20 protein-coding genes and 1 pseudogene are annotated in these 22743 nt (G+C 63.2%); 8 read left to right on the top strand and 13 right to left on the bottom strand.

Going from position 1 to position 22743, the window contains the following annotated elements; genetic code table 11:
- The first annotated feature begins 32 nt into the window (after positions 1–32).
- Positions 33–704 (top strand): lasso peptide biosynthesis B2 protein, encoded by a 672-nt coding sequence (locus tag ABDV68_RS01070; protein ID WP_343517792.1) that lies wholly within the window; start codon positions 33–35, stop codon positions 702–704.
- Positions 701–2452 (top strand): asparagine synthase-related protein, encoded by a 1752-nt coding sequence (locus tag ABDV68_RS01065; protein ID WP_343517791.1) that lies wholly within the window; start codon positions 701–703, stop codon positions 2450–2452. Before ABDV68_RS01070 ends, ABDV68_RS01065 begins: the two co-directional genes overlap by 4 nt.
- On the opposite strand, the gene ABDV68_RS01060 is transcribed toward ABDV68_RS01065, so the two are convergent.
- The 4 genes from ABDV68_RS01060 to ABDV68_RS01045 all read right to left on the bottom strand — a co-directional run bounded on the left by ABDV68_RS01060 (position 2337) and on the right by ABDV68_RS01045 (position 8769).
- The gene (locus tag ABDV68_RS01060) at positions 2337–4553 is read right to left on the bottom strand and encodes an Atxe2 family lasso peptide isopeptidase (RefSeq protein ID WP_343517790.1); all 2217 of its coding nucleotides are present in this window, start codon (positions 4551–4553) and stop codon (positions 2337–2339) included. The genes ABDV68_RS01065 and ABDV68_RS01060 overlap by 116 nt on opposite strands.
- A complete protein-coding gene (locus ABDV68_RS01055) occupies positions 4553–7147 on the bottom strand; it encodes a TonB-dependent receptor (protein ID WP_343517789.1) in 2595 nt (864 codons plus the stop codon). Before ABDV68_RS01055 ends, ABDV68_RS01060 begins: the two co-directional genes overlap by 1 nt.
- A gap of 75 nt (positions 7148–7222) precedes the next feature.
- A complete protein-coding gene (locus ABDV68_RS01050; protein ID WP_343517788.1) occupies positions 7223–8194 on the bottom strand; it encodes a FecR domain-containing protein in 972 nt (323 codons plus the stop codon).
- Positions 8194–8769, bottom strand: a complete 576-nt coding sequence (locus ABDV68_RS01045; protein ID WP_343517787.1) for an RNA polymerase sigma factor — start codon at positions 8767–8769, stop codon at positions 8194–8196. The genes ABDV68_RS01050 and ABDV68_RS01045 overlap by 1 nt, the downstream gene beginning before the upstream one ends.
- Before the next feature lie 322 nt (positions 8770–9091).
- Between ABDV68_RS01045 and ABDV68_RS01040 the strand changes: the two genes are divergently transcribed.
- Together ABDV68_RS01040 and ABDV68_RS01035 are read left to right on the top strand one after the other, a co-directional pair.
- A complete protein-coding gene (locus ABDV68_RS01040; protein ID WP_343517786.1) occupies positions 9092–11110 on the top strand; it encodes a hypothetical protein in 2019 nt (672 codons plus the stop codon).
- 262 nt (positions 11111–11372) lie between these two features.
- Positions 11373–11756, top strand: coding sequence for a hypothetical protein (locus ABDV68_RS01035; protein WP_343517785.1), 384 nt, complete (start codon positions 11373–11375; stop codon positions 11754–11756).
- A gap of 187 nt (positions 11757–11943) precedes the next feature.
- On the opposite strand, the gene ABDV68_RS01030 is transcribed toward ABDV68_RS01035, so the two are convergent.
- Both ABDV68_RS01030 and ABDV68_RS01025 read right to left on the bottom strand, forming a co-directional pair.
- A complete protein-coding gene (locus ABDV68_RS01030) occupies positions 11944–12144 on the bottom strand; it encodes a hypothetical protein (protein WP_343517784.1) in 201 nt (66 codons plus the stop codon).
- Complete coding sequence (locus ABDV68_RS01025; RefSeq protein ID WP_343517783.1) at positions 12141–12326, bottom strand: hypothetical protein; 186 nt, start codon at positions 12324–12326, stop codon at positions 12141–12143. Before ABDV68_RS01025 ends, ABDV68_RS01030 begins: the two co-directional genes overlap by 4 nt.
- Positions 12327–12409: 83 nt before the next feature.
- Here ABDV68_RS01025 and ABDV68_RS01020 point away from each other — a divergent pair, with 83 nt between their 5' ends.
- The 3 genes from ABDV68_RS01020 (at position 12410) to ABDV68_RS01010 (ending at position 17637) form a co-directional block, all read left to right on the top strand.
- Positions 12410–13051 carry a S24 family peptidase gene (locus ABDV68_RS01020; protein WP_343517782.1) on the top strand — a complete coding sequence of 214 codons (642 nt, stop codon included), beginning with the start codon at positions 12410–12412 and terminating at the stop codon, positions 13049–13051.
- 129 nt (positions 13052–13180) lie between these two features.
- On the top strand, positions 13181–13402 hold the full coding sequence (locus tag ABDV68_RS01015) for a hypothetical protein (RefSeq protein ID WP_343517781.1): 222 nt from the start codon (positions 13181–13183) through the stop codon (positions 13400–13402).
- Between the two features lie 44 nt (positions 13403–13446).
- Positions 13447–17637, top strand: a complete 4191-nt coding sequence (locus ABDV68_RS01010) for an RHS repeat-associated core domain-containing protein (RefSeq protein WP_343517780.1) — start codon at positions 13447–13449, stop codon at positions 17635–17637.
- A gap of 659 nt (positions 17638–18296) precedes the next feature.
- On the opposite strand, the pseudogene ABDV68_RS01005 reads toward ABDV68_RS01010, so the two are convergent.
- From ABDV68_RS01005 to ABDV68_RS00995, 3 genes and pseudogenes are all read right to left on the bottom strand, one after another.
- A pseudogene (locus ABDV68_RS01005) lies at positions 18297–18530 on the bottom strand (hypothetical protein); the annotation flags it as partial.
- A gap of 202 nt (positions 18531–18732) precedes the next feature.
- The gene (locus ABDV68_RS01000; RefSeq protein ID WP_343517779.1) at positions 18733–18990 is read right to left on the bottom strand and encodes a hypothetical protein; all 258 of its coding nucleotides are present in this window, start codon (positions 18988–18990) and stop codon (positions 18733–18735) included.
- 371 nt (positions 18991–19361) lie between these two features.
- On the bottom strand, positions 19362–19682 hold the full coding sequence (locus ABDV68_RS00995; protein WP_343517778.1) for a hypothetical protein: 321 nt from the start codon (positions 19680–19682) through the stop codon (positions 19362–19364).
- A gap of 123 nt (positions 19683–19805) precedes the next feature.
- Here ABDV68_RS00995 and ABDV68_RS00990 point away from each other — a divergent pair, with 123 nt between their 5' ends.
- On the top strand, positions 19806–19985 hold the full coding sequence (locus ABDV68_RS00990) for a hypothetical protein (RefSeq protein ID WP_343517777.1): 180 nt from the start codon (positions 19806–19808) through the stop codon (positions 19983–19985).
- Here ABDV68_RS00990 and ABDV68_RS00985 read toward each other — a convergent pair.
- The 4 genes from ABDV68_RS00985 to ABDV68_RS00970 all read right to left on the bottom strand — a co-directional run bounded on the left by ABDV68_RS00985 (position 19946) and on the right by ABDV68_RS00970 (position 21966).
- On the bottom strand, positions 19946–20449 hold the full coding sequence (locus ABDV68_RS00985; protein ID WP_343517776.1) for a winged helix DNA-binding protein: 504 nt from the start codon (positions 20447–20449) through the stop codon (positions 19946–19948). The two genes, ABDV68_RS00990 and ABDV68_RS00985, sit on opposite strands and share 40 nt — an antisense overlap.
- Positions 20446–20994 (bottom strand): JAB domain-containing protein, encoded by a 549-nt coding sequence (locus tag ABDV68_RS00980; RefSeq protein ID WP_343517775.1) that lies wholly within the window; start codon positions 20992–20994, stop codon positions 20446–20448. The genes ABDV68_RS00985 and ABDV68_RS00980 overlap by 4 nt, the downstream gene beginning before the upstream one ends.
- On the bottom strand, positions 20967–21542 hold the full coding sequence (locus ABDV68_RS00975) for a hypothetical protein (RefSeq protein ID WP_343517774.1): 576 nt from the start codon (positions 21540–21542) through the stop codon (positions 20967–20969). Before ABDV68_RS00975 ends, ABDV68_RS00980 begins: the two co-directional genes overlap by 28 nt.
- A gap of 67 nt (positions 21543–21609) precedes the next feature.
- Positions 21610–21966 carry a hypothetical protein gene (locus tag ABDV68_RS00970; RefSeq protein WP_343517773.1) on the bottom strand — a complete coding sequence of 119 codons (357 nt, stop codon included), beginning with the start codon at positions 21964–21966 and terminating at the stop codon, positions 21610–21612.
- Positions 21967–22743: the final 777 nt, after the last annotated feature.

Genomic DNA, 22743 nt, shown 5'->3' with positions numbered 1-22743 from the left:
GGCCTTCCGCCTGCGCGCCACCTGCGACTGTGATGACAGGCTACAGGCTCGCGCCGCAAATCAGCTTTTGCGATGCCGGCGGACGCTACGTCTTTCTTGATCTCGACGCGGATCGCTATTTCTGTCTCGAGCCCGAGGCGGAGCAGGCATTCGCCCGCCTCATGGCAGGGCGCAGTCCTGCGCCCGCGGATCACAAGCGTCTCGATGTGCTCGAGGAGGATGGTGGGTTGCTCGTGCGGACGAGCACCAGCGAGCTTCCAGAGCCGGTCTGCCTCCCCGTTGCGGAACAGTCGCTTTTCGATGCGCCTGTGCCGGTGAGCACGCGGGAGATTGCGATGGCTGCGCTTGCGCTGCTCCGCGCGCGACGTGCCCTTCGCGCTCGCCCGCTGGGCAAGCTCGTGAGCGAGTTGCGCCTCGCAAAGCACAGCGCGAAGGCACTTGATCGACCGATCGCCCACGCACGGCTTGCCAGCATTGCGGCGTCGTTTCGCCGCGCGGCGCTGCTGGCTGGCGCGCTCGATCAATGCCTTGCGCTCTCCCTAGCGATGACGAGGCGAGCGCTGTCCCAAGGTATCGTCGTGGAACTGGTACTCGGCGTAAAACTCCGCCCGTTCCAGGCCCATGCCTGGGTACAATCGCAGGACCAGATCCTCAGCGACCGGGTCGACCGCGTGGCCCCGTTCACGCCGATCCTCGTGATATGATCATCGGGCGCTACCTCGCCATCCTGCCGCGTGACGCCGGGGACGCGCGCTATTGGCGCGCACGGCTGGCCGCGGCTGCCGGACATACAGCGCGCCTCGAGCCGACCGTCGACTGTGACGATCTGATCGTCCTTACCACCAGCGTCCCTCTGTCGCTGCATAATGAGTCCGGCGTGATCCTTGGCCATCTCATCGCAGCCGGCGACGACGCACCCCGCACCAGGCTCGACAACGCCGAGGCGTCGGCGATCGCCGCGGAGGGCGCCGACAAGCTGTTCCGCGACTATTGGGGGCCTTATGTCGCTCTGCTCCGCCATGCCCCGGGTGACATTCGTGTGTTGCGTGCACCGCTTGGCGAACTCCCGGCCCTTCTCTGGCAATCTTCAAGGGGGGTACTTGCCGCGTCCGATATCGAACTGCTGACGAGTATCGGCGGCTATGCGCCCTCGATCGACTGGACCGGCGTGGCCGAGCATCTCGTTGCCGCTGATCTTCGGCGGCCACGGACCTGCCTTGCCGATGTTACGGAGCTAAATGGCGGCTGCGAGGCGCGCTGGTCGGGCGGGAGGTGGCACATCGGCGTCAAGTGGACGCCATGGCGCGCGGTGCCGCCCCGATTCCCATCGCTTGAGGCGCGCGAAGCCGGAGAGCGCCTCGGAAATGTCATTCGCACTGCAGTCAGAGCCCGAATGACCGGGATCGCACGGGCCGTCCTGCTGCTCTCGGGCGGGCTCGATTCCTCGTTGGTTGCCGCGACTCTCAAACTCACCGGTCATAACGTCGATGCGCTCAATCTGGTGACGCGGGACACCGGCGGCGACGAGCGCCGCTATGCCGATGCGGTCGCGCAAGCGCTCAGGATCGAGCTCACCACGGTGATCCGCGACCCCTTGTGGGTAGACATCACGCGCTCGCTCGCCCAAGGTCTGCCACGCCCGATCGAGCGCAGCTTTGCGCAGGCGACACATGCCGCCGCGTGCGAGCTTGCCGAGCGGATCGGCGCGCAGGCGGTGCTTCATGGCGGCGGCGGGGACAATATCTTTTGCTCGCTGCAATCGGTCGCGCCCGTTGCCGACCGCTTGCTCGCGCATGGTCCGGATCCGGGATTCTGGAAAACCGCCGGCGCGATCGCCGCGCTTGCCGAGGCGAGCCTCTTCGAAGTGGTCGCCAAAGCCGGGTTACGGGCGCTGCAACGGCGACGGCCATTCCGATTTGTAGGGGATGCCTCCTTCCTCACGGCAGGCGCGATCGCGATCGGCGCTGCCGCGCGCGAACACCCATGGTTCGTGCGCCCGAGCGGAAGCTTGCCTGGATCCGCCGCGCATATAGGGCTCATCGCTTCGGCGCAGAGCGTCGTCGAAAGCACCGATCCGCGGCGCGCGATACCGTGGATCGCTCCACTGCTCGCGCAGCCGATCGTCGAAGCGTGCGTCGCGATACCCAGCTGGAACTGGTACGCGAACGGGTGCAATCGCGCCGTCGCCCGTCATGCAGTCGCCAGGCAGCTCCCCGACGCGATCGCCTGGCGTCGTTCCAAGGGCGCGATGGATAGTTTCATCGTCGAGATTTTCGAACAGAACCGCGCGTCTCTTTCTGAATGGCTGGTCGACGGCGAACTGGCCTCGCGCGGCATCATCGATCGGGCGGCGGTGAAGGCCGAGCTGGCGGATCGCGGTCCGACGCGCGGAACGGCTTATGCGCGGCTGATGCAGCTTGCCGATGTCGAGGCCTGGGCGCGCTCCTGGTGAGACTGGGGTTTGCCGAACGCGCGAGGCGATCGGCCTGGAGCTCTTTCCATCGGCGATATTGGTCGGCCTTGCGGGCATCGGGATCGATCCGGCCTTGCAGCCAGAAATCGAACCAGTCGAGATTGGTCTGGTAGATCGCATGGCGGTGTTGCGGCTGCGATTTGATATGATGCTCGCCAGGAAAGACGCGCAATTCCGTAGGCTGGCGAAACTGCTGCAATGCGGCGATCGAAGGCAAGGCCAGCAGGGCCTCGCTATCGGCCAACTGCATGAGCAGCGGCGTCGATATCTTCGCGGCGTTGAACGGTAGCGACCCCGGTTCCCAGAATCGCTCGTCCAGCGGCACGCCGTCAGGATAGCCGACTGAGCGGCTATAGGCTTGCCAGGCTGGGCCGGCGAGGGCGGCGCTGCTCTCGTCGACGCAGCAACTGCTCAATGCAGCAGCCGCGAACAGGCGCGAGTTGATCAGCGCGAACCGAACTGCGGCAGCGCCTTCGCTGAGCCCCGTGATGCCGAGCTTCGCGGGATCGGCGATGCCGCGCGCGACCAGCAGATCAAGTCCCGCGGCGATGGCGCCATGGACGCTGCGGCGGTCCGCCCAATCTTTGACGTTGGCGGCATAGATTGCGTCGTAACTCGTAAGCTCCGGCTGGTTCGCTGCGAACAAGGCCGGGCGCTCGATGCTGAGCACGGCGTAGCCGCGCTGCGCGAACAGGAAGATCGGATATTCGTTGCCCGTGCCACCGCGCAGAAATCCCCTTGACCGATAGAGCGTCACGATCGTTGGAAGCGGCCTGCCGCCGCGCTCGCCAGGCGGAAGCACGAGATCGCCATAGACTTCGAGCCCGTTCGGCGCGCGCCAGGTCACCCGCTCGACATGGGCACGGATCCGTGCGGCAATCCCGGGATTTGGGTCGAACAGGGTGCGGACCGTGCCCGAGGAAAGCTCGATCTCGACGATATGCGCAGGGTGAGTCGAGCCTTCGCGAATACAGAGCAGACGTGCGCCGGCCTGGGTGCATCGCTCGACGACCTCGTCAGTCGCCCAAAGGCGATCGGGGAGCACTGCGCCGCTCCTCCAACGGTAAAGCCCCGTATGACGTTGATGCCAGCCCTCGCGCTTCAGGAAATAGAAACTCGAGCCGCTGGCCCAGAGGCCTTGGAATTGCCCAAGACACGCGGCAGCTTCGCAGCGATGTAGAGCGCCCGCCGTGTTGATGAGCTGTAGCCGTCGAGCCGCCAGGGGCGAAGCCGCGGTCGCGATGAGGGTAGCGCGCGCGCCGTCCGAATTGACCGCTTGGGCGTTGCCGCCTGCGGTGAGCGCCGCGCGCAACTGCGCCAGATCCTCGCCTTCAGCGGGCCGAACAGTGCCGGTTTGCGCATCGATAATGTCGTAACTCAGCGGCAGCGGGGAAGTGGGTTGAGGCCGGAAGCCGGCGTTGGGCAGCACGCGCTGGTCATAGACCCAGCCGCTTACTCCCTCGGCATCGATCGCGCGTTCGGCACGCATCCGCTCGGCGGCGCGCGCAACGCCGATGCGGCCGTCCCGCAGCCAGGCCCATTCGACGACCTCGATGGGGCCGTTCGTCAGCTGCCGCGCCCGCTCGCCCCGGCTCGAAGCCAGCCACAGCTGAACCGCCCCGCCCACGCGTTTGACGAAGCCGATGGTCATTCCATCCGGAGACCAGCGGGGGATGATTTGTGCAGGATATCCGGTGGCGATCGCCGTACCACGCATCGTGACGGTCGTGCTGATGAAGGCGCCGCCGCGATCGGCGATCCGCGGCGCCGCTCCACCCTGAAGATCGATCACGACCAGGGCCTGGCAATAGCTGTTGGTCGCGATGTCGGCCCGCTGCAGGATGAACGCGGCGCTGTGCCGGTCAGGGGAAATCGCCAGCGGGCTTGGCCCGCCCGTCGGCTCGGCGTCGGGGCGACCGATGCCGACAAGCTGCGTGAGCGTGTTGGCATCGAAGCTGCCCACCGAGGTCGGTGCGCCGAGCGGATTCCAGCCGTCGCAGCCGGCAGCGGCGGGAAGGGCCCAGACCGCCAGCGCAGCAAGCGTAACCAGCAGACGAATGCGACGAAAAAGGCGTGCCATCACCAGGCCTTCGCGATCGAAATGCTGACCACGCGACCGAGCGGCCCGTAATTGGTCGAATCATAAGGCGTGTCGGTCGCCGCCGAGACGAAGATCGGTGGCGGCGGCGTGTTGAAGAGGTTCTCGACGGCTAGGGTCACGCCCAGGCCACGCAGCCAAGCTGGGCCGGCGCGATCGGCGCGATAGCGCAGCGCGAAGTCGAGACGCGCCTGGTCATCGAGCACGCGCTCCGGCATGCGGCGCGTATCGCGCAGTTCGCCGGTATAGTTGAGCGCGCCGGTGACCGTCAGCGGGCCGTGCGTCCAGCTCGCGCTCATCCGACCGCGCCACTGCGGCGGATTGAACAGGATCCCGGCAAGCTGGAGTTCGGGCTGGGCGGGGCTGATCTGCCGGCGGCTCGCGAGATAGCTCACATTCGCGCTCACCGCGATACTGTCGTTGCCGCTCGCGAGCTTCGATCGGTAGGAGGCGAGCAGGTCGACGCCATGCGCGTGCTGCCGACCGGCATTGACGCTGCTGTTGTCGATGATCGCCACGACGCGCGTCGGGTCAAACGGTACTCCGGTTGCGTTGACGAAATAGTCGCCCCCGGCCAGCACCGCATTGACTTGCTCGACCGAGGGCGCAGCGGTGACGAATGCTGCGTAGGCGGGATCGCGCAAGGCCTGCGAGATGAACCCGATGGGGGTCACGATCCGATCGATGTAGCGCGTGTTGAAATAGCTGAGCTCAGCAGTGAATCCAGGCAGCTGCTGCGGCTGGATGCCTGCCGTTACCGACCAGCTCGTTGCGCGCTCCGGCGCAAGGTCGGTTCGCCCGCCTTGAACGAGCAGTGCGGTGGCGCCGGGCGGTGCACCCACCATGCCGAAGGTCCCCGCCCCTCGCAGCACGAGCGAAGGGGGCTGATAGCGCTGGAGCAGGGTTGGCGCGCGGAAGGACCTGCCCCAGCTCGCCTTGAGTTCAAGCCCGGCAAAGGGCGCGTAAATAAGGCCGAGCTTCGGCGTGGTGACCGAACCCGAGCTATCATAATGTTCGTAGCGCGCCGCCGCGCTGAGGCTCAGCCGATGGATCGCGGTGGCGGCTTGACCGGGCGCGACCAGGGGCAGGCTGAGTTCAGCATAGCCGTAGCGGTTGGACTGGGTGCGGGTGAAGCCGAGCGGATCGAACTGGCCTCGATCATGGTCGAGCTTGATACGGCGAAACCCGGTGCCGATTGCCAGCTTCGCGGCGCCAGCGGGCAAGTCGAGCAGCGGCCCGTCCCCGGCGAGCTCGACCCATTGCGCGGAATTGCAGTAGCAGCCCGCCACCAGGACGGAGCGGGTCTGCCCCACGAGATTGTCGACACGATAGTCGAGCCGCTCGCTCGCCAGGCTGCCGGTCAGCACCGCGCGCCAGTTCACGCCAACCTCCCATTCGAGCGCGGGCAGGAGCGCGAAGGCCCGGCTGTCGGTACGCTGCGACATGCGGCCAAGCGTGAGATCGCCGGCCGGATTGTTGGCATAGGCGAACCCGTGGCGGCGTCGGTTGAACAGGCCGTCGACGCGCAGGCGGATCGGGCCGATCTGGTGATGCGCGCTGATCAACCCATTATGATTGTTCGCCCAGGGGTAGAGGGTGAGGCCCGGCGAACGCGTCGCCGCATAGTCGCGCTCCGCCGCTTCCACCGCGCTATTGCGGTTGAACTCATAGGCGACGATGAACCCGCCGCCCTGCCACGTCGCCCCGCCGGTTGCGGCATATTGCTGCTGCTCGTTGCCCCCGTCGGTCGAGAAACCCAGCCGGGCGCGTGTCTCCAACCCTTCGAAATCGCGCTTCAACAGGATGTTGGCGACGCCGCCGACGGCGTCAGAGCCATACAGCGCCGAGGCGCCGTCGGCGACGATCTCGATACGGTCGAGCGCGCCGATCGGGATCGTAGAAACATCGACGCTTTGCCGCGTCCCGCTATAGGCGAGGCGCTTGCCGTTGAGCAGCGTGAGCGTCGCGTCGCTGCCGAGCCCACGCAGGTTGATCGACGATCCGCCGCCGCTGTTGGCACCGTTGAGCGTGGGCACATTGAGCCCGACTCCTGGGTTCTGCCCGCCGCCGAAGCTCTGCGGTATATTGCGCACGACCTCGCCGAGCGTCGCCTGTCCGGCGTTGCGGATGTCGGTTTCATCGATCGTGATCACCGGCGAAGCGACCGCGGTGCCGCGAATCCGGCTCCCGGTCACCACGACCTCGCTCGACACCTGTTCCTTGTCGCTCGTGCGCTCGTCGCTGGAAGGGGCGGCTTCGATGACGAAGCCGCCGGCGACCGGTCGCGCGACAAGACCGGAGTTCGCCAGCAGCGCGGATACGATTTCCTCGGGCGTGAAATCGCCTGCGAGTGCCGGCGCGACTTTCTCGCGCAGCAAGCCCGCCGGCGCGGTGATGCTGCGCCCCGAACGGGCCGAGACCTCGCGCAGCGCTGCTGCCAGCGGCTGCGCCTGAAGATCATAGCGCTGGCGCTGATCTTGCGCGCCGATTGCCGGGAGCACTGGTGCGATCAGCGCGAGCGCGATGCAGAACGCTGGCGCTGGCGCCGGAAATCTGGACGTTGGAACAATCGACATATTGCCTCCCCGTTGCACGCCGCTTCGGACGCTGACGGGGGCTTTGACGCGGCGATGCCGCCCTACCCTGGGAATTTATTCTGGGGTCTTGAGCAGGATACGGTTGGGTCCGCGCTCCACGCGGAGCTGGAATGTCGCCGCGATCATCGCGGCGAGTTGGTCGGGATCGCGCGCCTTGAACGTGCCGGTGAAGCGCCGCGACCTTGCAACCTGATCGGACAGGATGACCTGCGTCTCATTGTACCGGTTGACGGCATCGAGCACGTCGCCGAGCGGGGCGTCCTCGAATGACAGCATGCCGCTGATCCAGCGCGTTTCCCCCTCCGACAACGGGCTGAGGGCGGCAAGGGTCCGCAAGGGATCGAGTACCAGCCGCTCTCCTGGAGCGAGGCGCGCCGACGCTTGCGCCGGATTGGCCGACGCCAGCTGACGGACTTCCACCTGACCGCGAAGGAGCGAGACGGCGATCCGCGCGGTGCTGCGATCGACATCAAATGTCGTGCCGCTCCCGATGATCTCGTTGGACCCGGCGATGACCACGAAGGAGCGATCCGCTTCGTGCGGCACCTCGAAGCGCGCGCGACCACGTTCGAGTTCAACGCGCCGACGATTGCCGTATGCGATGCGGAGGCGAGAGTCCGTGTCGAGCGTGATCTTCGAACCGTCCTGGAGCGTCACCGAACGGATCTCACCGACCCGCGTGACGAGCAATCGGGGTGTCTCGTCCAGACTGCTTCGTGGGCTGGCGAATAGGATCGTGCCGAGCAGGGCAGCCAGCACCACGGCTGCCGCAGCAGCCAGCTTCCAGCGGCGCGGCGCGGACACGTCGGCGAGACGACGCTTGTCAGGAGGATCGAGCCGCCCGGCATGCTCCCACGTCGCCAGGAGCGCATCATAGGCTGCGGCATGGCTCGGATCTGAGGCGTACCAGTCCTCGAACGCAGCGCACTCCTCCTGCGAGGGTTCGCCGCGCAGTTTGGCGAGCCAGGCGCTCGCCTGCTCGCGAAGCATGTCGGGCGTGCTGGCGCCCGAGCCGTTCTGGTCCATCAACGCCTCAGCGCGCGATCGAGATGATCAATTGCCTTGGTCATGTGCCACTCGACGCCCTTGATACTCAAGCCCAATCGCGCGGCGATCTCCCTGTAGCTCAACCCTTCGAGACGGTGGGCGAGGAAGATCTCGCGGGTCTTCGGCTTAAGGCGCATCAGCGCGCGGTCGAGGCGGTCGAGCTTGTCTCGCGCTTCCAGCCGGGCGACGAGATCGGCTGCCTGGGGCATGATGTCGTCGGCGGACACGTGTGAGGCCATCGATCGCCGCAACGCGGTCTTTGCTCGGTCGCGCAGGAGATTGGTGGCGATCTGATTGAGATAGGCCTCCGGACAGACAACCTCCTCATCCCGCGAAGCCTCGACCGCGGCATAGCGAAGGAAGCTTTCGTGCATGAGGTCGGAAGCTTCATGATGATCCGCGCGGCGTGAGAAGAAACGGAGCAGGCGCGGACCATGGACCCGGTAGAGCGTATCCAGTCCCGGCCGTCGCCGGATCACCCGGTCTTCGGGCGGCAGCGGATCGTCCTCGCGCAGGCGGGCAACAGCGCCTGGACCAAGAAAACTCGCGATCATTGGCGCGCCTCGCATCCGACGCGCCGCGCCATATCATCGGCCTGCAGAGCAATATGGGTTGAACGATCGATCATGTCCGTCACTCGCGATTGCGCGCGTGCGAGCGAAGCCGGGTGTTGAGACACGCTTGAGTCGTGCGCCGACGCCTTTAGCCGCAAGCGGCTTGGACATGCGCGTCGGCCACCCGGCCGCGAGCGAGCGGGTCATGGCTCTCAAGACAGGGTTCTCACGCCCCGGCGCCACCCGCGTGGCGCCAGGTCAGACTAATTCGGACGGCTCGAAGCGCAACCCACCTGCGTAAGGTTATCTGAACGCGGGAAGAGTGACCGGGCGTCGTCATGGCCTGAACAATGTTCAAGCCCAGGAGCCTCACTTGCCAAAATCATCGTCGCGTTGCCGTCTGCCTTCCCTCGTTACCGCCAATGATCCTCCGAGGGCTCCGCTCAAGAAGCGGGGCCGGAAGCCGCGCCCAATTGTCGAGTTTCCCGAGCCTCTGACGGGTGACTGGATCGATCCGCCCTCGTTTGCGGAGTCATTTGCACTCCAGCTCCAGCGGCATGGCGACAGCTACCGGCATCTCCAGCTTGCCTTGCTGCGCCCTGGCGAGACGTTTGACCAAAGCACGTTTCGCCAGTGGGCGAGCGGCGCCAAGCAGCCCAGCACGGTCAGATCGTTCGAGATGCTGGCGCGGGTGGAGCATCGCTATCGGCTCCCGAACGGCTATTTCCGGGCCAAACTGAGCGCCTCCGGGCGCGCCACCTCGGGACACGAACGGCTCGCCGCCTCGCCGTCGGAGCGGCGTCGGCTGGCTTGGCACCTGCCCGATGATTTCGACCGGCGACCCGCGCACGAAAGAGAGGAAATCCTCCATTGGGTTCGCACGGTGATCATAGCCGGCGCGACAGATTACCGACGGTATCAGGCCGAAGCGACGAAGCTACGCTACGGTCTCCGCTTTCCTGCCCTTGAGGCGTTCGGGACGCGTGCGCTGCCCGGTCCGGCTGACGATGAAGATCAGCTGAGCCCATCGGTCCTGGCACCCCTGGGGCTGGTTCGTGAGATGGGCGAGCTGATCAGCTTCAAGACGGCGACGCTGACCAGGATCGGCGTGCAGCGAACTGGCGTCTGGAATGCGGAGACGGTTGCCCAGAAGGTCGAGCATCTGGCGCTGATGTTCGGCGCGCTGACGGCGGATCCCGGGTCGCCGATAGGGGGTCTGGGGGTTCCGCGCGAACGCTTGTGCATGGCGATGCTGGTCTTCCCTGCGGTGTGGGACTGGTATCTTCGATGGCGGGAATCGCGCCGCGGATTCTATACCGCATGGGAAGTGGGCATGCTGGAGCTGGCCGGTGCGATGACGCGACGCCCCACGGGCTGGATGCGCCAGACACCAAGCCTCGCGGGTCGACTGCGGCCGATCGCAGGGCTGATCGCGGAGGACGATGTCCGGCGTGCACAGACGGATTGGGATGGCGTTTGCGATGCTGCTCACGCACATGCGCGAGCGCGCTCCAAGGAGATCCTGCGCGTTGCCCGGGTCCATCGCGATCCCTTTGAGCCGATTCTGCCGATCCTGGAGGACGAAAGTCCGCTCGGCGCCTATCGGAAGATAACCGCCGAGATCATCCGCGAGATGCCGGATATGGGCCGCTATCCGCGAGCCGCGGCGGAAGCCGTACGCGGCTTTCTGATGTTACGCCTGGGACTCCATCTTGGCGTGCGCCAGAAAAATCTGCGGCAGCTGCTAATCTGCCCGCGCGGAACGACGCATCGTACTGAGCGTCAGCTCGAGACCTTGCGCCGTGGCGAACTGCGCTGGAATGCGCGCGAACAGGCCTGGGAGGTGTTGATTCCATCGGTCGCGTTCAAGAACGCAAACTCGTCCTTTTTCGGCAAACGGCCGTTCCGGCTTCTGTTGCCTGACCTGGACGGACTCTACGGCCATCTCGAAACCTATATCGTCCGACACCGTCCTTTGTTGCTAGGCGATGCCGCAGATCCTGGCACACTTTTCATCAAGACGGTCAAGCAGAGCAGCTCGGACGCCGCTTACAACCAGGCAACCTTCTATGAAGCGTGGCGACTGCTGATCCAGCGCTACGGGATTTACAATCCCTATACGGGACGCGGTGCCATCAAGGGCTTGCTTCCGCATGGGCCGCACAACGTCCGGGACGTGCTCGCGACTCATATTCTCAAGCAGACCGGCTCCTACGAGCAGGCAAGCTACGCCATTCAGGACACCCCGGACATGGTCGCCAAGCATTATGGCCGCTTCCTTCCCCAGGACAAGGCAGCGCTGGCGGCGCGCATTCTCAATCAAGTATGGGAGACTGGCTGAAGCGGATCGCTCTTTCGCGTGCTCCGCCCGGGCAGGAGAGGGCTTCGCTAGGCCTGAGTGCGCAATCGGGACAAAACGCGGTCGCGCCGCAGGCGCGAAACGCCACCACTCATCCCGCCAGCCGCCAATCGCCCGTCTCGACCTTCTCATAGCGCAGCTGAGGCCCGGTGAGCGCCCCGACGATCCTGCCATCGCAGCCATTGCCGGACCCGCTCCCCGCGGCGGGATAGGATAGCTCGACCCCGGTATAGAGCTGGCCGTCATGCGCACCGGCACGGCAAGCACCAATGCCTCGGCCGCACCGGGCTTGAGCGCCACCGCGGTGCCGCCGCCGATCGCGGCCCGCACCGCGCAATCCGCAGGTCCTGCGACCCAGGTCAGCGCGACCGCCACCGCATCGAGGTCGAGTGTCGCCGGCTGCTCGGCGCGCATCTGCGCCGTTTTCGCCCCCGACTGCGCCTCGGCGAACCTCGCCACCTGGATGGCGAGGAACATGTCCTTGCCGTCGATGGTGAAGGTCCGCGCGCGTCCGGCGGTCCCTTTGGTGAGGACATTGAGGTCGCTCCCGGCGAGCTTGGCCTCGATGTCGAGCCCCAGGTCCTGCGTCACGGTGATGGTGATGGTCGCCGCCTTGAGCGCCGCATAGATGCGCGGCTCGCCCAATGGCCCGGCGAGCTTCGACATGTCCTTGACTCGCACGATGCTGAGATCCCCGAAGCGTGCGGTGACCTTCGAGCGATAGCTCGGATCGAGGTCGAGGAACTTCAGGAACCCCGTGGTGAAGCTCGCCTGAAGATTGTTATCGATGGTGATCTCCCGGAGCCCGGGCTCGGTCACGAGATTGTCGGGTAACGCGCCCTCCCATAGGGACCATGGCCCGGAACCCACAGCGCCCCCACCGGTACGCTCGGCCGCAGCTCGTGCAGCGCAGCGTATCGACCGAAGGCCTGCGAGAATTTGGGCACGAAGACCGGCCCGATCGCGCAGCCGGAAAGCGCGAGCGCGCAGCAAAGCGTGACAAGCCGCCGGTTCATTGCGCGCGCTCCTGCTCGAAGGCCGCGATATAGGCGCGCACGCGGCGCTCGGTGCGCGGCCGCGGTTCGCGCCCGTCGCGAAGATCGAACACGAAGCAGGGGTCGCCGACCGCGTCGCGCCCGAACCGGGTCGGCGGCACACGCCAGGTCTTGAGATGCTTTTCGACAATCATGCGCAGCATGGCAGCCTCCGAATCGATGTTCGATATATGTTCTCAAGCCATTTCCTACTTGTCTAGGATTTTTCCTGCGCTATGGTCCGGCCATGGATGACGTAGAAGCACGCGCGGCGCTGGAGCGCCTGGTCGAGCGCAGGGGCGAGAGCTATGCGAGCATCTCGCGGCTGCTCGGGCGTAATGCCGCCTATATCCAGCAATATATCCGCCGGGGCTCGCCGCGCCGGCTCGAGGAAGCCGATCGCCGCAAGCTCGCGCGCTATCTGGGCGTGGACGAGAGCGAGCTCGGCGGTCCCACCGCACCCGCCTCCGACTTTATGATGGTGCCCAAGCTGGCGGTGCAGGCTTCGGCGGGGCCGGGCGCGTTCGTCGAAGGCGAGGCGCCGATCGCGCAGTTCGGGTTCGACCGCCGCTGGCTGTCGCGCATCACCAGCGGCAAGCTCGACCAGTTGTCGATCATCCAGGTGTCGGGCGATTCAATGGCGCCGACGCTTGCCGATGGCGACGATATCCTGATCGACCGCGCCGATGCAGCCCCGAGACTGCGCGATGGCATCTATGCCCTGCGCCGCGACGACACGCTGATGGTCAAGCGGCTCTCGCTCCATCCGTTCACCGGTCTGCTCACTATCGCCAGCGACAACCCTGCCTATCCGACCTGGGCCGATTGTCCGCCCGAGGGAGTGGATCTGATCGGCCGCGTGGTGTGGGCAGGGCGGCGGCTCGCCTGAATCCTACAATCTTACACTATCCTATGATTGTAGGAGATTTGTAGGATCATGTTCCCTACCCGTTCCCTTGTCGGCGAGTCGTGAGAGGCGTTTCTCCCCGCCTGCGGCTTGCCGGCACGGGAATAAGAGATGGCAAAATACAAGGAACTGCTTGCCGCGGGTCTTGCGGCGGCAGTCGTAGCGACGACTGCATCGGTCTTGGCGTCGGAGACGGTCAGCTACAGCTATGACGCGCGCGGCCGCCTAGTCGCGGTGAAGCATAGCGGGATGGTGAACAACAACGTCCAGACCAACTACACCTACGACAAGGCCGACAACCGGACCAACAAGACGGTGACCGGCGCGCCGTAGCCGCGCGCCAATCCAACTTTCTCAAATTGACGGAGATTCTAATCATGCTGATTCAACGGCAGGGCGACGTGCGCCCATATGGCCGAGCCAGGACCTGGCTCGTGGCAACAAGTATTCTTGCAAGTGGCATGGCTGCGCCTGCGCTGGCGCAAAACGAACCACCGCCTTACTCGAACCGCGATGAGAACGGCGTCGACCCCGTTACCGGCCAGTTCGGCTTTGTCATGGAAGAAGGGTCAATTGGGGCAGGTGAGAGTCGTCTCGAGCTTCAACGAATCTTACTTAACGGGGCTCGGTGGACTGACAATTGGGCATCCACCTTCAAGCGGAAGACCATCAATGGAAGTATTGTCGTAATCCTCGAGTTCGGTCCGATCTCGGATTCGTTCCTGTTCTCCGGTGGCCAATATAAACCGAGCAAGGCTGATGGCAGCTCGCTCGTCGCGCTTCCTTTTGGGAACTATCGATACACGGCTCGTGATGGAACCACGATCGAGTACCAGACACTTGATGGCGATGGTTACCCCGTGCGTGCGCCGAGCTGCAACTTGCAGGCCGGAGTTCAGAGTTGCGGCTTCCCGGTTTCTATAACCAAGCCCAATGGCGCAACTTACAGTCTGGACTGGGCGCTACACCAAGTCTGCGACGAAGATGGGGAAGGAGATTGTCCTAACGGCTCAAGTTTCAGCCGTTTGATGTCGATCACCAGCCCTTCGGGAAATCGGATCGACTTTACATACGAGACCGATTACACCGGTATAGGCGTGCCGCCGAGCGAGTGGTCTGTTCGGACCAAGGCAACTTTCGTCGACGCGGGCGAAACCTGCGTCCCGAACTGTGCTTCAGCGAATTATTCAAGGACTTACCATAGCTCCGGTTCGACACTCACTGTGTCGGATTTGCTCAATAACCAATGGCAGTTCACGGGCGTGGGTGGGCGAGTGAGCTCAATCAAGCGACCAGGAAGTACGGCAGATGACATCAGTATCAGCTATGGAACTGGCGGTGTGGTGACCTCCGTTGCCAATGACGGCGTTACGACTGGCTACGCTAGATCGGTCAGTGGCTCGACGGCAACCACTACCATCACCAACGCGCTCTCGCAGGCAACCATCGTAATAGCTGACCTGACGCGCGGGCGCGTCACTTCGGTGAAGAATGCCCTCAACCAGACGACATCCTATCAGTTCGACACTAGCGGACGGCTAACGCGCGTCACTCAGCCCGAAGGCAACTATGTCGAGCACCTCTACGACGCGCGCGGTAACATCACGCAGACGACCCGGGTGGACAAGGGCGGTTCAGGGCCGAACAACATCGTCACCAGCGCGTCCTATTCGTCGATCTGCGCGAATGCGAAGGTCTGCAACCAGCCCAACTCGACCACAGATGCGCGCGGTAAGGTGACAGACTATTCCTATGATGCCGGGCATGGCGGCGTGCTTACGGTAACGCAGCCGGCGGCTACGAGCGGCGGGACGCGGCCCCAGGCGCGCTATAGCTACTCGACAATTGCCGGAATTTCGCTGTTGACCGGCGTATCAGCGTGCCAGACCTCAGCGAATTGCGCCGGCACTGCTGACGAAATCAAATACACGGCTACGTATGACACGCAGCACCGGCTAACCTCGACGACAGTGGCGGCCGGGAACAGCTCGCTCGCTGCGACCACCACCTATGGCTATGATGTAGTAGGCAACGTCACGACCGTTGATGGGCCACTTGCTGGCACGGCCGATACGACCATTTATCGCTATGACGTGATGCGGCGCTCAACCGGTGTGATTTCGGCTGATCCTGATGGCAGCGGGTCGCTTAAGCGGCGCGCGCAGAAGGTTGGCTATGATAGCGCCGGCCGGGTGACGCAGATCGAGCGCGGTACGGTGACCGGCACCGACGACACCGCATGGGCAGCGTTCGCGCCGGCCGAGAAGGTGACGACCACTTGGACCAATGGACGCAAGACGAAGGAGGTATTGTCGGCGGGCAGCGCCAACTACGCGGTGACGCAATATGGCTACGACAATCGCGGCCATCTTGTGTGCATTGCGCAGCGAATGGACCCGGCCCAGTGGGCGGTGCAGAGCGATTCCTGTACCCCACAGCTCACCGGTCCCAACGGCCCCGACCGGGTCGAGCAACGTGGGATCGACGCCCTTGGACGTGTGGTCGACTATCACCGCGCGTTCGGCACGGCCGCGGCGTCGCACGACTATGTGAGCTTCACGCCCAATGGTCAGGTCGAAACGGTCACCGACGGCAAGGGCAACAAGACGACGTACGAATATGATGGGCATGATCGTCTCAAGAAGACGCGCTTCCCCGATCCCTCGAGCGCGGGCAGCAGTTCGACGACCGACTATGAGGAGCTGACCTACGATCCCGGCTCGAACGTCACCAAGCGGCGTCTGCGCGACGGGCAGGAGATCGACTTCGGCTATGACGATCTGTCGCGGCTGACGAGCAAGGATCTGCCGGTCGCGCATTTCGACACGAGCTACAGCTACGACCTGCTCGGGCGGATGACGGGCATCGCGAAGACCGACGGGCATTCGCTGTCGTTCGCGTTCGACGCGCTGGGGCGCAACACCAGCGCGGCAGCGAATTCGGGCAGCTTCACCTACCAGTACGACCTGGCGGGACGGCGCACGCGGGTGACCTACCCGGGCGGCAGCTTTTATGCCCAGTACGACTATCTGGTGACGGGCGAGGTCTCGGCGATCCGCGAGAATGGCGCGACCTCGGGCGCGGGCGTGCTGGCGACGTTCGGCTATGACGATCTCGGCCGGCGCACCAGCCTGACGCGCGGCAACGGGACGGTGACGAGCTATGGCTATGACGCGGTGTCGCGGCTGGCCTCGCTCGGGCATGACCTGGCGGGCACTTCGCACGACGTGACGGCGACGTTCACGCACGATCCGGCGAGCGGTATCGCGAGCCGGACGCGCGACAACGACGGCTATGCCTTTCCGGGCTTCGCCAACGTCAACCGGACCGACACGATCAACGGCCTCAACCAGGTGACTCAGACCGGTTCCACCAGCGTGAGCCACAGCGACGGGCGCGGCAACGTCACCGCGATCGGATCGACCGCCTATTACTATGATGCCGAGAACTGGATGAAGAGTGGCGCGGGGATCGACCAGTTCTATCCCGATCCGGCAGGGCGGCTGATCCGCGCGCTGGGCAGCGCCGACACGCGCTATGCGTGGGACGGGTTGGACCTGGCGCTCGAAATGAATGCCAGCGGAACGGTGCTGCGGCGCTATGTCCATGGCCCGGGGATGGATGCGCCTTTGGTGTGGTACGAGGGCAGCGGCACCGGCGACCGACGTTGGCTGCATGCAGACGAGCGCGGTTCGATCGTCGCGGTGAGCGACGGCACGGGCGCGTCGATCGCCACCAACAGCTATGACGAGTACGGCGTGCCGGCGAGCGGCAATATCGGGTCGTTCGGCTATACCGGGCAGCTGTGGCTGCCGGAGCTGGGGGCGTATTACTACAAGGCGCGCATCTACAATCCGGTGCTCGGGCGGTTCATGCAGACCGATCCGATTGGCAATGGGGACGGGTTGAACCTGTATGCGTATGTAAAGGGCGATCCGGTTAATTTCACCGATCCGACGGGGAAAAGATGTCACAAAGTTGAGGTTTCTGGCAGTGACGGTGTCAGCGTTGCTTGGAGTTGTGACTCCGATGAGTTTCCCGTTCCTGATTGGTGGTACTATCGAGAGGATGGATACGACGGCTCGGGCAGTGGCGGCGGTGGCGGACAGTCGGTGCCGGGGCTAACTATTTGCCCCCCCGTTGTTGCGAAAATAACCGGTGTCGGGCCTAACCAGGCGAATACCAGTAACCCTACGTCTATTTCACAAACGCCGGGCAACCAGATTCCCAATGGCGGTGTGGCAATCGACCCATCTGACTTTGGCGTCCCAAATGCGAAAGGTGCAGCTCGTGGCGCTTTGGCCGAGGTAAGAATCTATCCTATTTGGGCAGCCGCTCAGGCACCGTCTAACGGAGCGCCGGCGATCCCGCCGGGCTTGCCATCGACCGGACCCTATACCGTTATGGACGTAATCGGACCAGCCAGCGCTCGCAATCAACCTGGCTTTCATATCGATCTTTATAGGTATAGTGATCAGAAGCAGGCCTTCGCGTCTACACGGCGGGTGCCGGTCATAGTTGTAGTTCCAGATAATAGCGCGGGTGTGCAATGTCCTACTGGAAATTAACGCTTCTCCTACTTACTTCTTGTGCAACAGCGCCCCAAGAAGGTCCAACAAAAGCGAGCCTTTATGATGGGAAATCAACAAGTGGAGTATTACCAGGGGGAGTCCGGTACAATTTCAATGGCAAATCCTTGTTAAAACTTAAAGTAAATGGAAAAACTCTGACTATTGACCCAAAAACTCCTGCTGTAATTTCGTCAGCGCGTAACGGAGAGTTCCTGATATTAAATTATGGTGACGGGTCCGGGCAGGTTTACAAGATTGAAATATATGATCTTTTCGAAAACAGAGATACAGGATTTGACAACACTGTATCACACCTAATCTCTTATGGGCGTTCTCGAGACAATTGTTTGATAAATGCAGAAGAGGTAAGCCTGGTGCTTGAACAATGGACGAGCTCGAATGAATTCCTTCTGAAATCGGAAGATTTCTCGCGAACGCCAAATTGCGGGCACATCAACAGGCTATGGAAGGTTAGTTTGCCAAGACATATAGATCAGAAAATCAACATCCAGTAAGCTGGATGCTGATTTTTACTTGGCCGGGATAGCACTCCCGGCCATTTATCTATAAACGACCAAGATACATTATTTATCACATAGCTCCGCCACCATGCCCGCTATAGCGAAGCCTCTCTGCTATCGGTTGGAGTGAGGAGACTAACGATAGCTACGAGGATATATAATCGCGGCCCCACCCGTTAGTTTGCGGAAAAGCGGAAGATCGCCCCAGTCGTTCATTAACTTTCGCCGCTTTATCAGCAGACTGCCACGGCGATATGCCGCTTGGGTACTGTTAGCTGCAACGTGTGCGAGAGCGGCCTCTGCGACTTCACCCGCGTGGTTACTCTCTTCGCTGACCCAATCCCGAAACGACGATCGAAACCCGTGTACGATATAGGGGCTCCTTCATTTCCTTGAGCAGCTTGGCACAGTGATCTCATGCGCGCCAAGATTCCGAAGAAGATATCACCGTTGCTTTATATGACTCGGCTGCTGCCAGTCGGAGACTTTGAGGATCAAGCAAACTGCGACCGTTGATCGATCAAGACGTCAATTGACCGCGACTGGTGTCAGAGTGAGAAGATGGTCTCACTCAGTGAATGTTTGCGTCGCATTCGAAGTAAAAACCTGCGTCCAGAATCCCGTCCGCGAGCGGCGGAAAATATCGCAGTTCGAGGACCAGCGCCCCTTCGTTCCAGGTCGCATTCGCTTCTACATTCGACACGAGCCATTCCTGCGCGTGTCGGTTGAGAGGTGTCAGTTGGACCAATCCGCCGTCACGACGAGCGCTGAAATCGGCGCCGGCGCTGGCCGGAACGGTCGCTGCTACAAGCTCTTCTCGTGTCCGCATATGGCAGACCTATCACTTGGCTGACGTCGAACTAAAGTTGCTCGCCCCGTCAGCCGCATATTTTTTGTCCATTTTGACTCTATCCGCCGTGACGGTAGCACGGCCAATAGCGTGGGCAAATGCACCAAAGCCGGGTCGCGCCGGGAGCCAAAAATTGCCCCGGCAGATTACCACCGGGCCGAATATGGAAGGAGCAAAGGGTCGACCTAAGCCGAGCCCATCCGTTGCAAGACGGCGACTATCCCTCAGGTACCCAGCCCGCAAAACCGGATGGATCCGTTCTGGAGCATTTCACCCCTCCCGCAAAATTGAATCCGAATCTCCGCCAGCCGAGGCCTATGCATGGACTGACCCAAGCAATCGAGCTTTGATCAATGCACGCCGGCGCCAGAGAGCCCTGTCTGAACAGATTGATCCGCGACGGATGCCTTTGCCTCCTCCATATGACGACGAAGTCTGGACTGGAGATCGGCTAGCATGGCGGCTTCGATAGCCGGATCGTCGAGCAGCTTTGCCTCTGCAAGTAGTTCGGCAATGACCTTGAGGAGCGCATCGACGGTCGCGAACAGACTTAGCGATCGCTGCGCGTCTGACGTGCCCTTCGGGTGCATGAGGCTGGCGATTGCGCGGATCGTGGCGAAGAACACCTGATCCTGAACTTCCGCGGCGTAGCGGTCGCCCTCATCGTTCATCGCGAAACCGCCCCCTTCTCCGCTCGTTCCAATGTGGAGCTAATGGGCGGCTCACCACGCTCGTTGCAGGTTGGATTCATCGTTGCGTCCCTACAGAGGCCCGTGACACGAGGATTGAGATTGATGATCGAGAAGCCCACCATGTCCGATCTGATCGCATCGCTGCGCGATGCGCTGGATGCAGCTGACGCGCTCGGCATGTCCCGCATTGCCTGCCACATCGACCACGCCCTGGCGCTCGTCTTGGAAACCGCGGCCATCGGTCAGCCCGCACCCGCGCCTGTGACCAGCTCGGTAATGTAGCCTTCCATCGCGGCCGCGATCGGTTCGGACAGCTGCAGATAGGTGCGGCGACGGTCGGAGGGATCGGGCTCGCGCACGACGACCGCCTGCTCCTCCAGATGCTGGATCCAGCGCAACGCTGTTGTCGGCGGGACATCCGCGGCGATGCAGGCGCTTGAGACCGATACCCGCCGCTTCTCCCGGCGGGCGATGAACAGGTCAAGCATTACGTCCCACGCCGGTTCGCCAAAGTCGCGCTCGAGCATTGCGAAGTGGCGCTGGCGCCGCCGCCGTGCCCGATACATGGCTTTTGCCGTGGCGGTGATCAGCTGAGTTGCCGGTGCCTCCATCGGCGCGCCGCAATCGGGTATCGCATCGGCTTTCTCACCGCGCAGCAGGTCGAGCACCGACTCCAGACGGCGCACCACTTCGTCCTCGATGGTGCTTGGCCCCGTTGGCTCGCGCTCATCAATCGTCTGATTCATTGGAGCATTCCCCGCGCTCGAAGACTGATGCAGGCGCTGCCTGCGACAATGAGATGGTCATGCAGCGTGATCGCCAGGTGCTTTCCAGCTTCCGCGATCCTTCGGGTGAAGGTGATGTCTGCCTGACTAGGCTCGGGCGATCCGCCCGGATGATTATGGACCAGGATCATGGCCGCGGCGTGCAGCTCGAGCGCCCGGTTCAGGATCCGGCGAACGGATATGGGAATATGATTCGGATCGCCCTCGGCAATCAGCTCGTCACAGATCAAGCGATTGCCGGCATCGAGATAGAGCACGCGGAGCCGCTCAGTGCGCGCGTCACCCATCGTCGCGACAAGATAGCGTTCCAGCTCTGCGCCGCTGGCGGTGACCGGTGCGTCAAGCAGCCGGTCACGAAGACTGTGCTCGAGCAGGGCGCAGTGCGCGCCGAGAAGACTTGCGACCTGATCGGATGTCTCGCGCGCGATTGCCGCCGAGCTCGCGCTCAAGACACCGCCCAGCGACGCAAAACGCAGGATCAGGCGTTCGGCGAAACTCCGCGCCACCTTCCCGGTCGGCGCGAGAAGTCGCTCCAGGACTTCCGCATCTCGCCGCGCGCGCGCGACCGCTGGTGGTATCGCGTTGCCCCGATCAGCAGGAACAGCATCCCATAGCTCCACGCGACGGTCATTGCCGAATAGACCACTGGGTGGATCGAGAGGTTCATCGCCTTGGCGCCGTGAGCACCGAGCGAGAGCAGTTGGAACGCGGACAACCATAGCGGCCAGAACCTATGCGCGCGCAGGCTCACCGCGAGGAACGCGATGAAGCTTACCGAATCGATCAGAAGATGCGTGGGGTCGACCCTCGCGAAGCGCACTTGCAGAAACTGGTGGAGCAGCGGATCCGCGATCAACCCTGAAAGGATAATGATGCCAATCAGACGCTCGGGCATGCCGCCGCAGCGGATGGCATAGGTGCATCCGCCAGCGGCAAGCCCGAAATAGAAAGCGCTTCGCGCGATCCCGCCATAGACCTCCAAAGGACCATAGACCGCGACGGCATCGCGCAGCGTCACCCCGAACACCAGCGCCACAAGCGCGGAGGTGACCAATCCGATGATGATTGAAAAGCGCATGCATCGCGACTGACCTCACCTCCTGCTCGTGGTCAAGCTGGTCTCATCCAACCAGGGAAAGCGCGGGTGCCCGGCGGCGTGCTGCGGCAGCAGCGCCCTTTTCGACATTCTCGCGCGTGAGCGGATGCGTGTCGCCGCTGGCGAGCGTCTGATACTGCTTCTCGAGCTTGCCGTGCGCACGCAGCACGCTTCCACTGGACTCGATCGCCTGGGTGAGCGCGCGATGGAGCAAGAGCACGGTCGGCTGATTCTCGACGGGAAGCAGGCCCACTTCACGGCGCTTCGCGACGGTACCGGCCATCAGATTGGCGACCGCAACCATCGCATCTTCCATCGCCTCTTCGGCCGCGAGAATCAGCGGCGACATTTCGGCGGCGACTTCATGGATCACTTCAGACATGCAGCATCCCCCCGCAGCGCGAGGGCGCTGCGTCTAAGTGTTGGTCACTCGATAGGAGGGCAGATTTTCGTCCGCCCACTCGCTGGCCCTCTCCCCCATCGCCAGAAGCGTGAACACGATGGCCAGGATCAGAAACGCGAAGGCTGGTATCAGCCAGGCGCGCGTGAGTGGACGTATGTCATCCGGGCTCCCCCAACTCCAAAAATGGACCGTCCCGGGAAGCCGTGTTGAGGGCGGGAAATATGCCGCTGGCATTTCCGCTACCCCGTGTCCCTCGGACATCGCCGGTTCGTCCGGCATTGGAGTTGCGACGGATGGAAGGCGGGGGGCAACCGCCATCAGTTCATATATCAATCTTTCATATGGTCCCGGAACGTTCGCCATCACCCAACGTGCCGCGTCGCCCCGTTCCTGCAGGCCGAGATTCTTAGTCGCTCGTGCCGCGCGAGCATCGATCGTGTGAGGAGACGTACCAAGCAGCCGGGCGATCTGCTTCGATGATAGCCCGCAATAGACGAAACGGAGCGTCGCGATCTGTATCGCGGTTAGGGACTGGCGCCCTTGAACTAACCTGCTTTTCGACATCGCACGCGCTGACCGTACCCCCAACCTATTAACCATGAACAGCGTTGGTGGGTCTAGTTCCGCGACGTGTCTAGTTGATCTAAGCGCCGCGCAATCTCCTTGAATCGCTCGACGCCAGCCACGTCTCCAGTGATCGCAAGCGAACCGATGCGCTCTGCGATCCAAGCAGGTGCACGTCGACCATGCCGGCGC

Source organism: Sphingomonas sp. (assembly GCF_039595165.1).
In the GTDB taxonomy this organism is placed as follows: Bacteria; Pseudomonadota; Alphaproteobacteria; order Sphingomonadales; family Sphingomonadaceae; genus Sphingomonas.
The sequence above is the reverse complement of the archived record's forward strand: the minus strand, read 5'-3'. Positions and strand labels throughout refer to the sequence as shown.

Bases quoted from the DNA above. Each gene is read 5' to 3' on its own strand.
- ABDV68_RS01070 (WP_343517792.1), top strand. From the start codon at position 33: ATGACAGGCTACAGGCTCGCGCCGCAAATCAGCTTTTGCGATGCCGGC.
- ABDV68_RS01065 (WP_343517791.1), top strand. From the start codon at position 701: ATGATCATCGGGCGCTACCTCGCCATCCTGCCGCGTGACGCCGGGGAC.
- ABDV68_RS01060 (WP_343517790.1), bottom strand. From the start codon at position 4,553: ATGGCACGCCTTTTTCGTCGCATTCGTCTGCTGGTTACGCTTGCTGCG.
- ABDV68_RS01055 (WP_343517789.1), bottom strand. From the start codon at position 7,147: ATGTCGATTGTTCCAACGTCCAGATTTCCGGCGCCAGCGCCAGCGTTC.
- ABDV68_RS01050 (WP_343517788.1), bottom strand. From the start codon at position 8,194: ATGGACCAGAACGGCTCGGGCGCCAGCACGCCCGACATGCTTCGCGAG.
- ABDV68_RS01045 (WP_343517787.1), bottom strand. From the start codon at position 8,769: ATGATCGCGAGTTTTCTTGGTCCAGGCGCTGTTGCCCGCCTGCGCGAG.
- ABDV68_RS01035 (WP_343517785.1), top strand. From the start codon at position 11,373: ATGCGCACCGGCACGGCAAGCACCAATGCCTCGGCCGCACCGGGCTTG.
- ABDV68_RS01030 (WP_343517784.1), bottom strand. From the start codon at position 12,144: ATGAACCGGCGGCTTGTCACGCTTTGCTGCGCGCTCGCGCTTTCCGGC.
- ABDV68_RS01025 (WP_343517783.1), bottom strand. From the start codon at position 12,326: ATGCTGCGCATGATTGTCGAAAAGCATCTCAAGACCTGGCGTGTGCCG.
- ABDV68_RS01020 (WP_343517782.1), top strand. From the start codon at position 12,410: ATGGATGACGTAGAAGCACGCGCGGCGCTGGAGCGCCTGGTCGAGCGC.
- ABDV68_RS01015 (WP_343517781.1), top strand. From the start codon at position 13,181: ATGGCAAAATACAAGGAACTGCTTGCCGCGGGTCTTGCGGCGGCAGTC.
- ABDV68_RS01010 (WP_343517780.1), top strand. From the start codon at position 13,447: ATGCTGATTCAACGGCAGGGCGACGTGCGCCCATATGGCCGAGCCAGG.
- ABDV68_RS01000 (WP_343517779.1), bottom strand. From the start codon at position 18,990: ATGCGGACACGAGAAGAGCTTGTAGCAGCGACCGTTCCGGCCAGCGCC.
- ABDV68_RS00995 (WP_343517778.1), bottom strand. From the start codon at position 19,682: ATGAACGATGAGGGCGACCGCTACGCCGCGGAAGTTCAGGATCAGGTG.
- ABDV68_RS00990 (WP_343517777.1), top strand. From the start codon at position 19,806: ATGATCGAGAAGCCCACCATGTCCGATCTGATCGCATCGCTGCGCGAT.
- ABDV68_RS00985 (WP_343517776.1), bottom strand. From the start codon at position 20,449: ATGAATCAGACGATTGATGAGCGCGAGCCAACGGGGCCAAGCACCATC.
- ABDV68_RS00970 (WP_343517773.1), bottom strand. From the start codon at position 21,966: ATGTCTGAAGTGATCCATGAAGTCGCCGCCGAAATGTCGCCGCTGATT.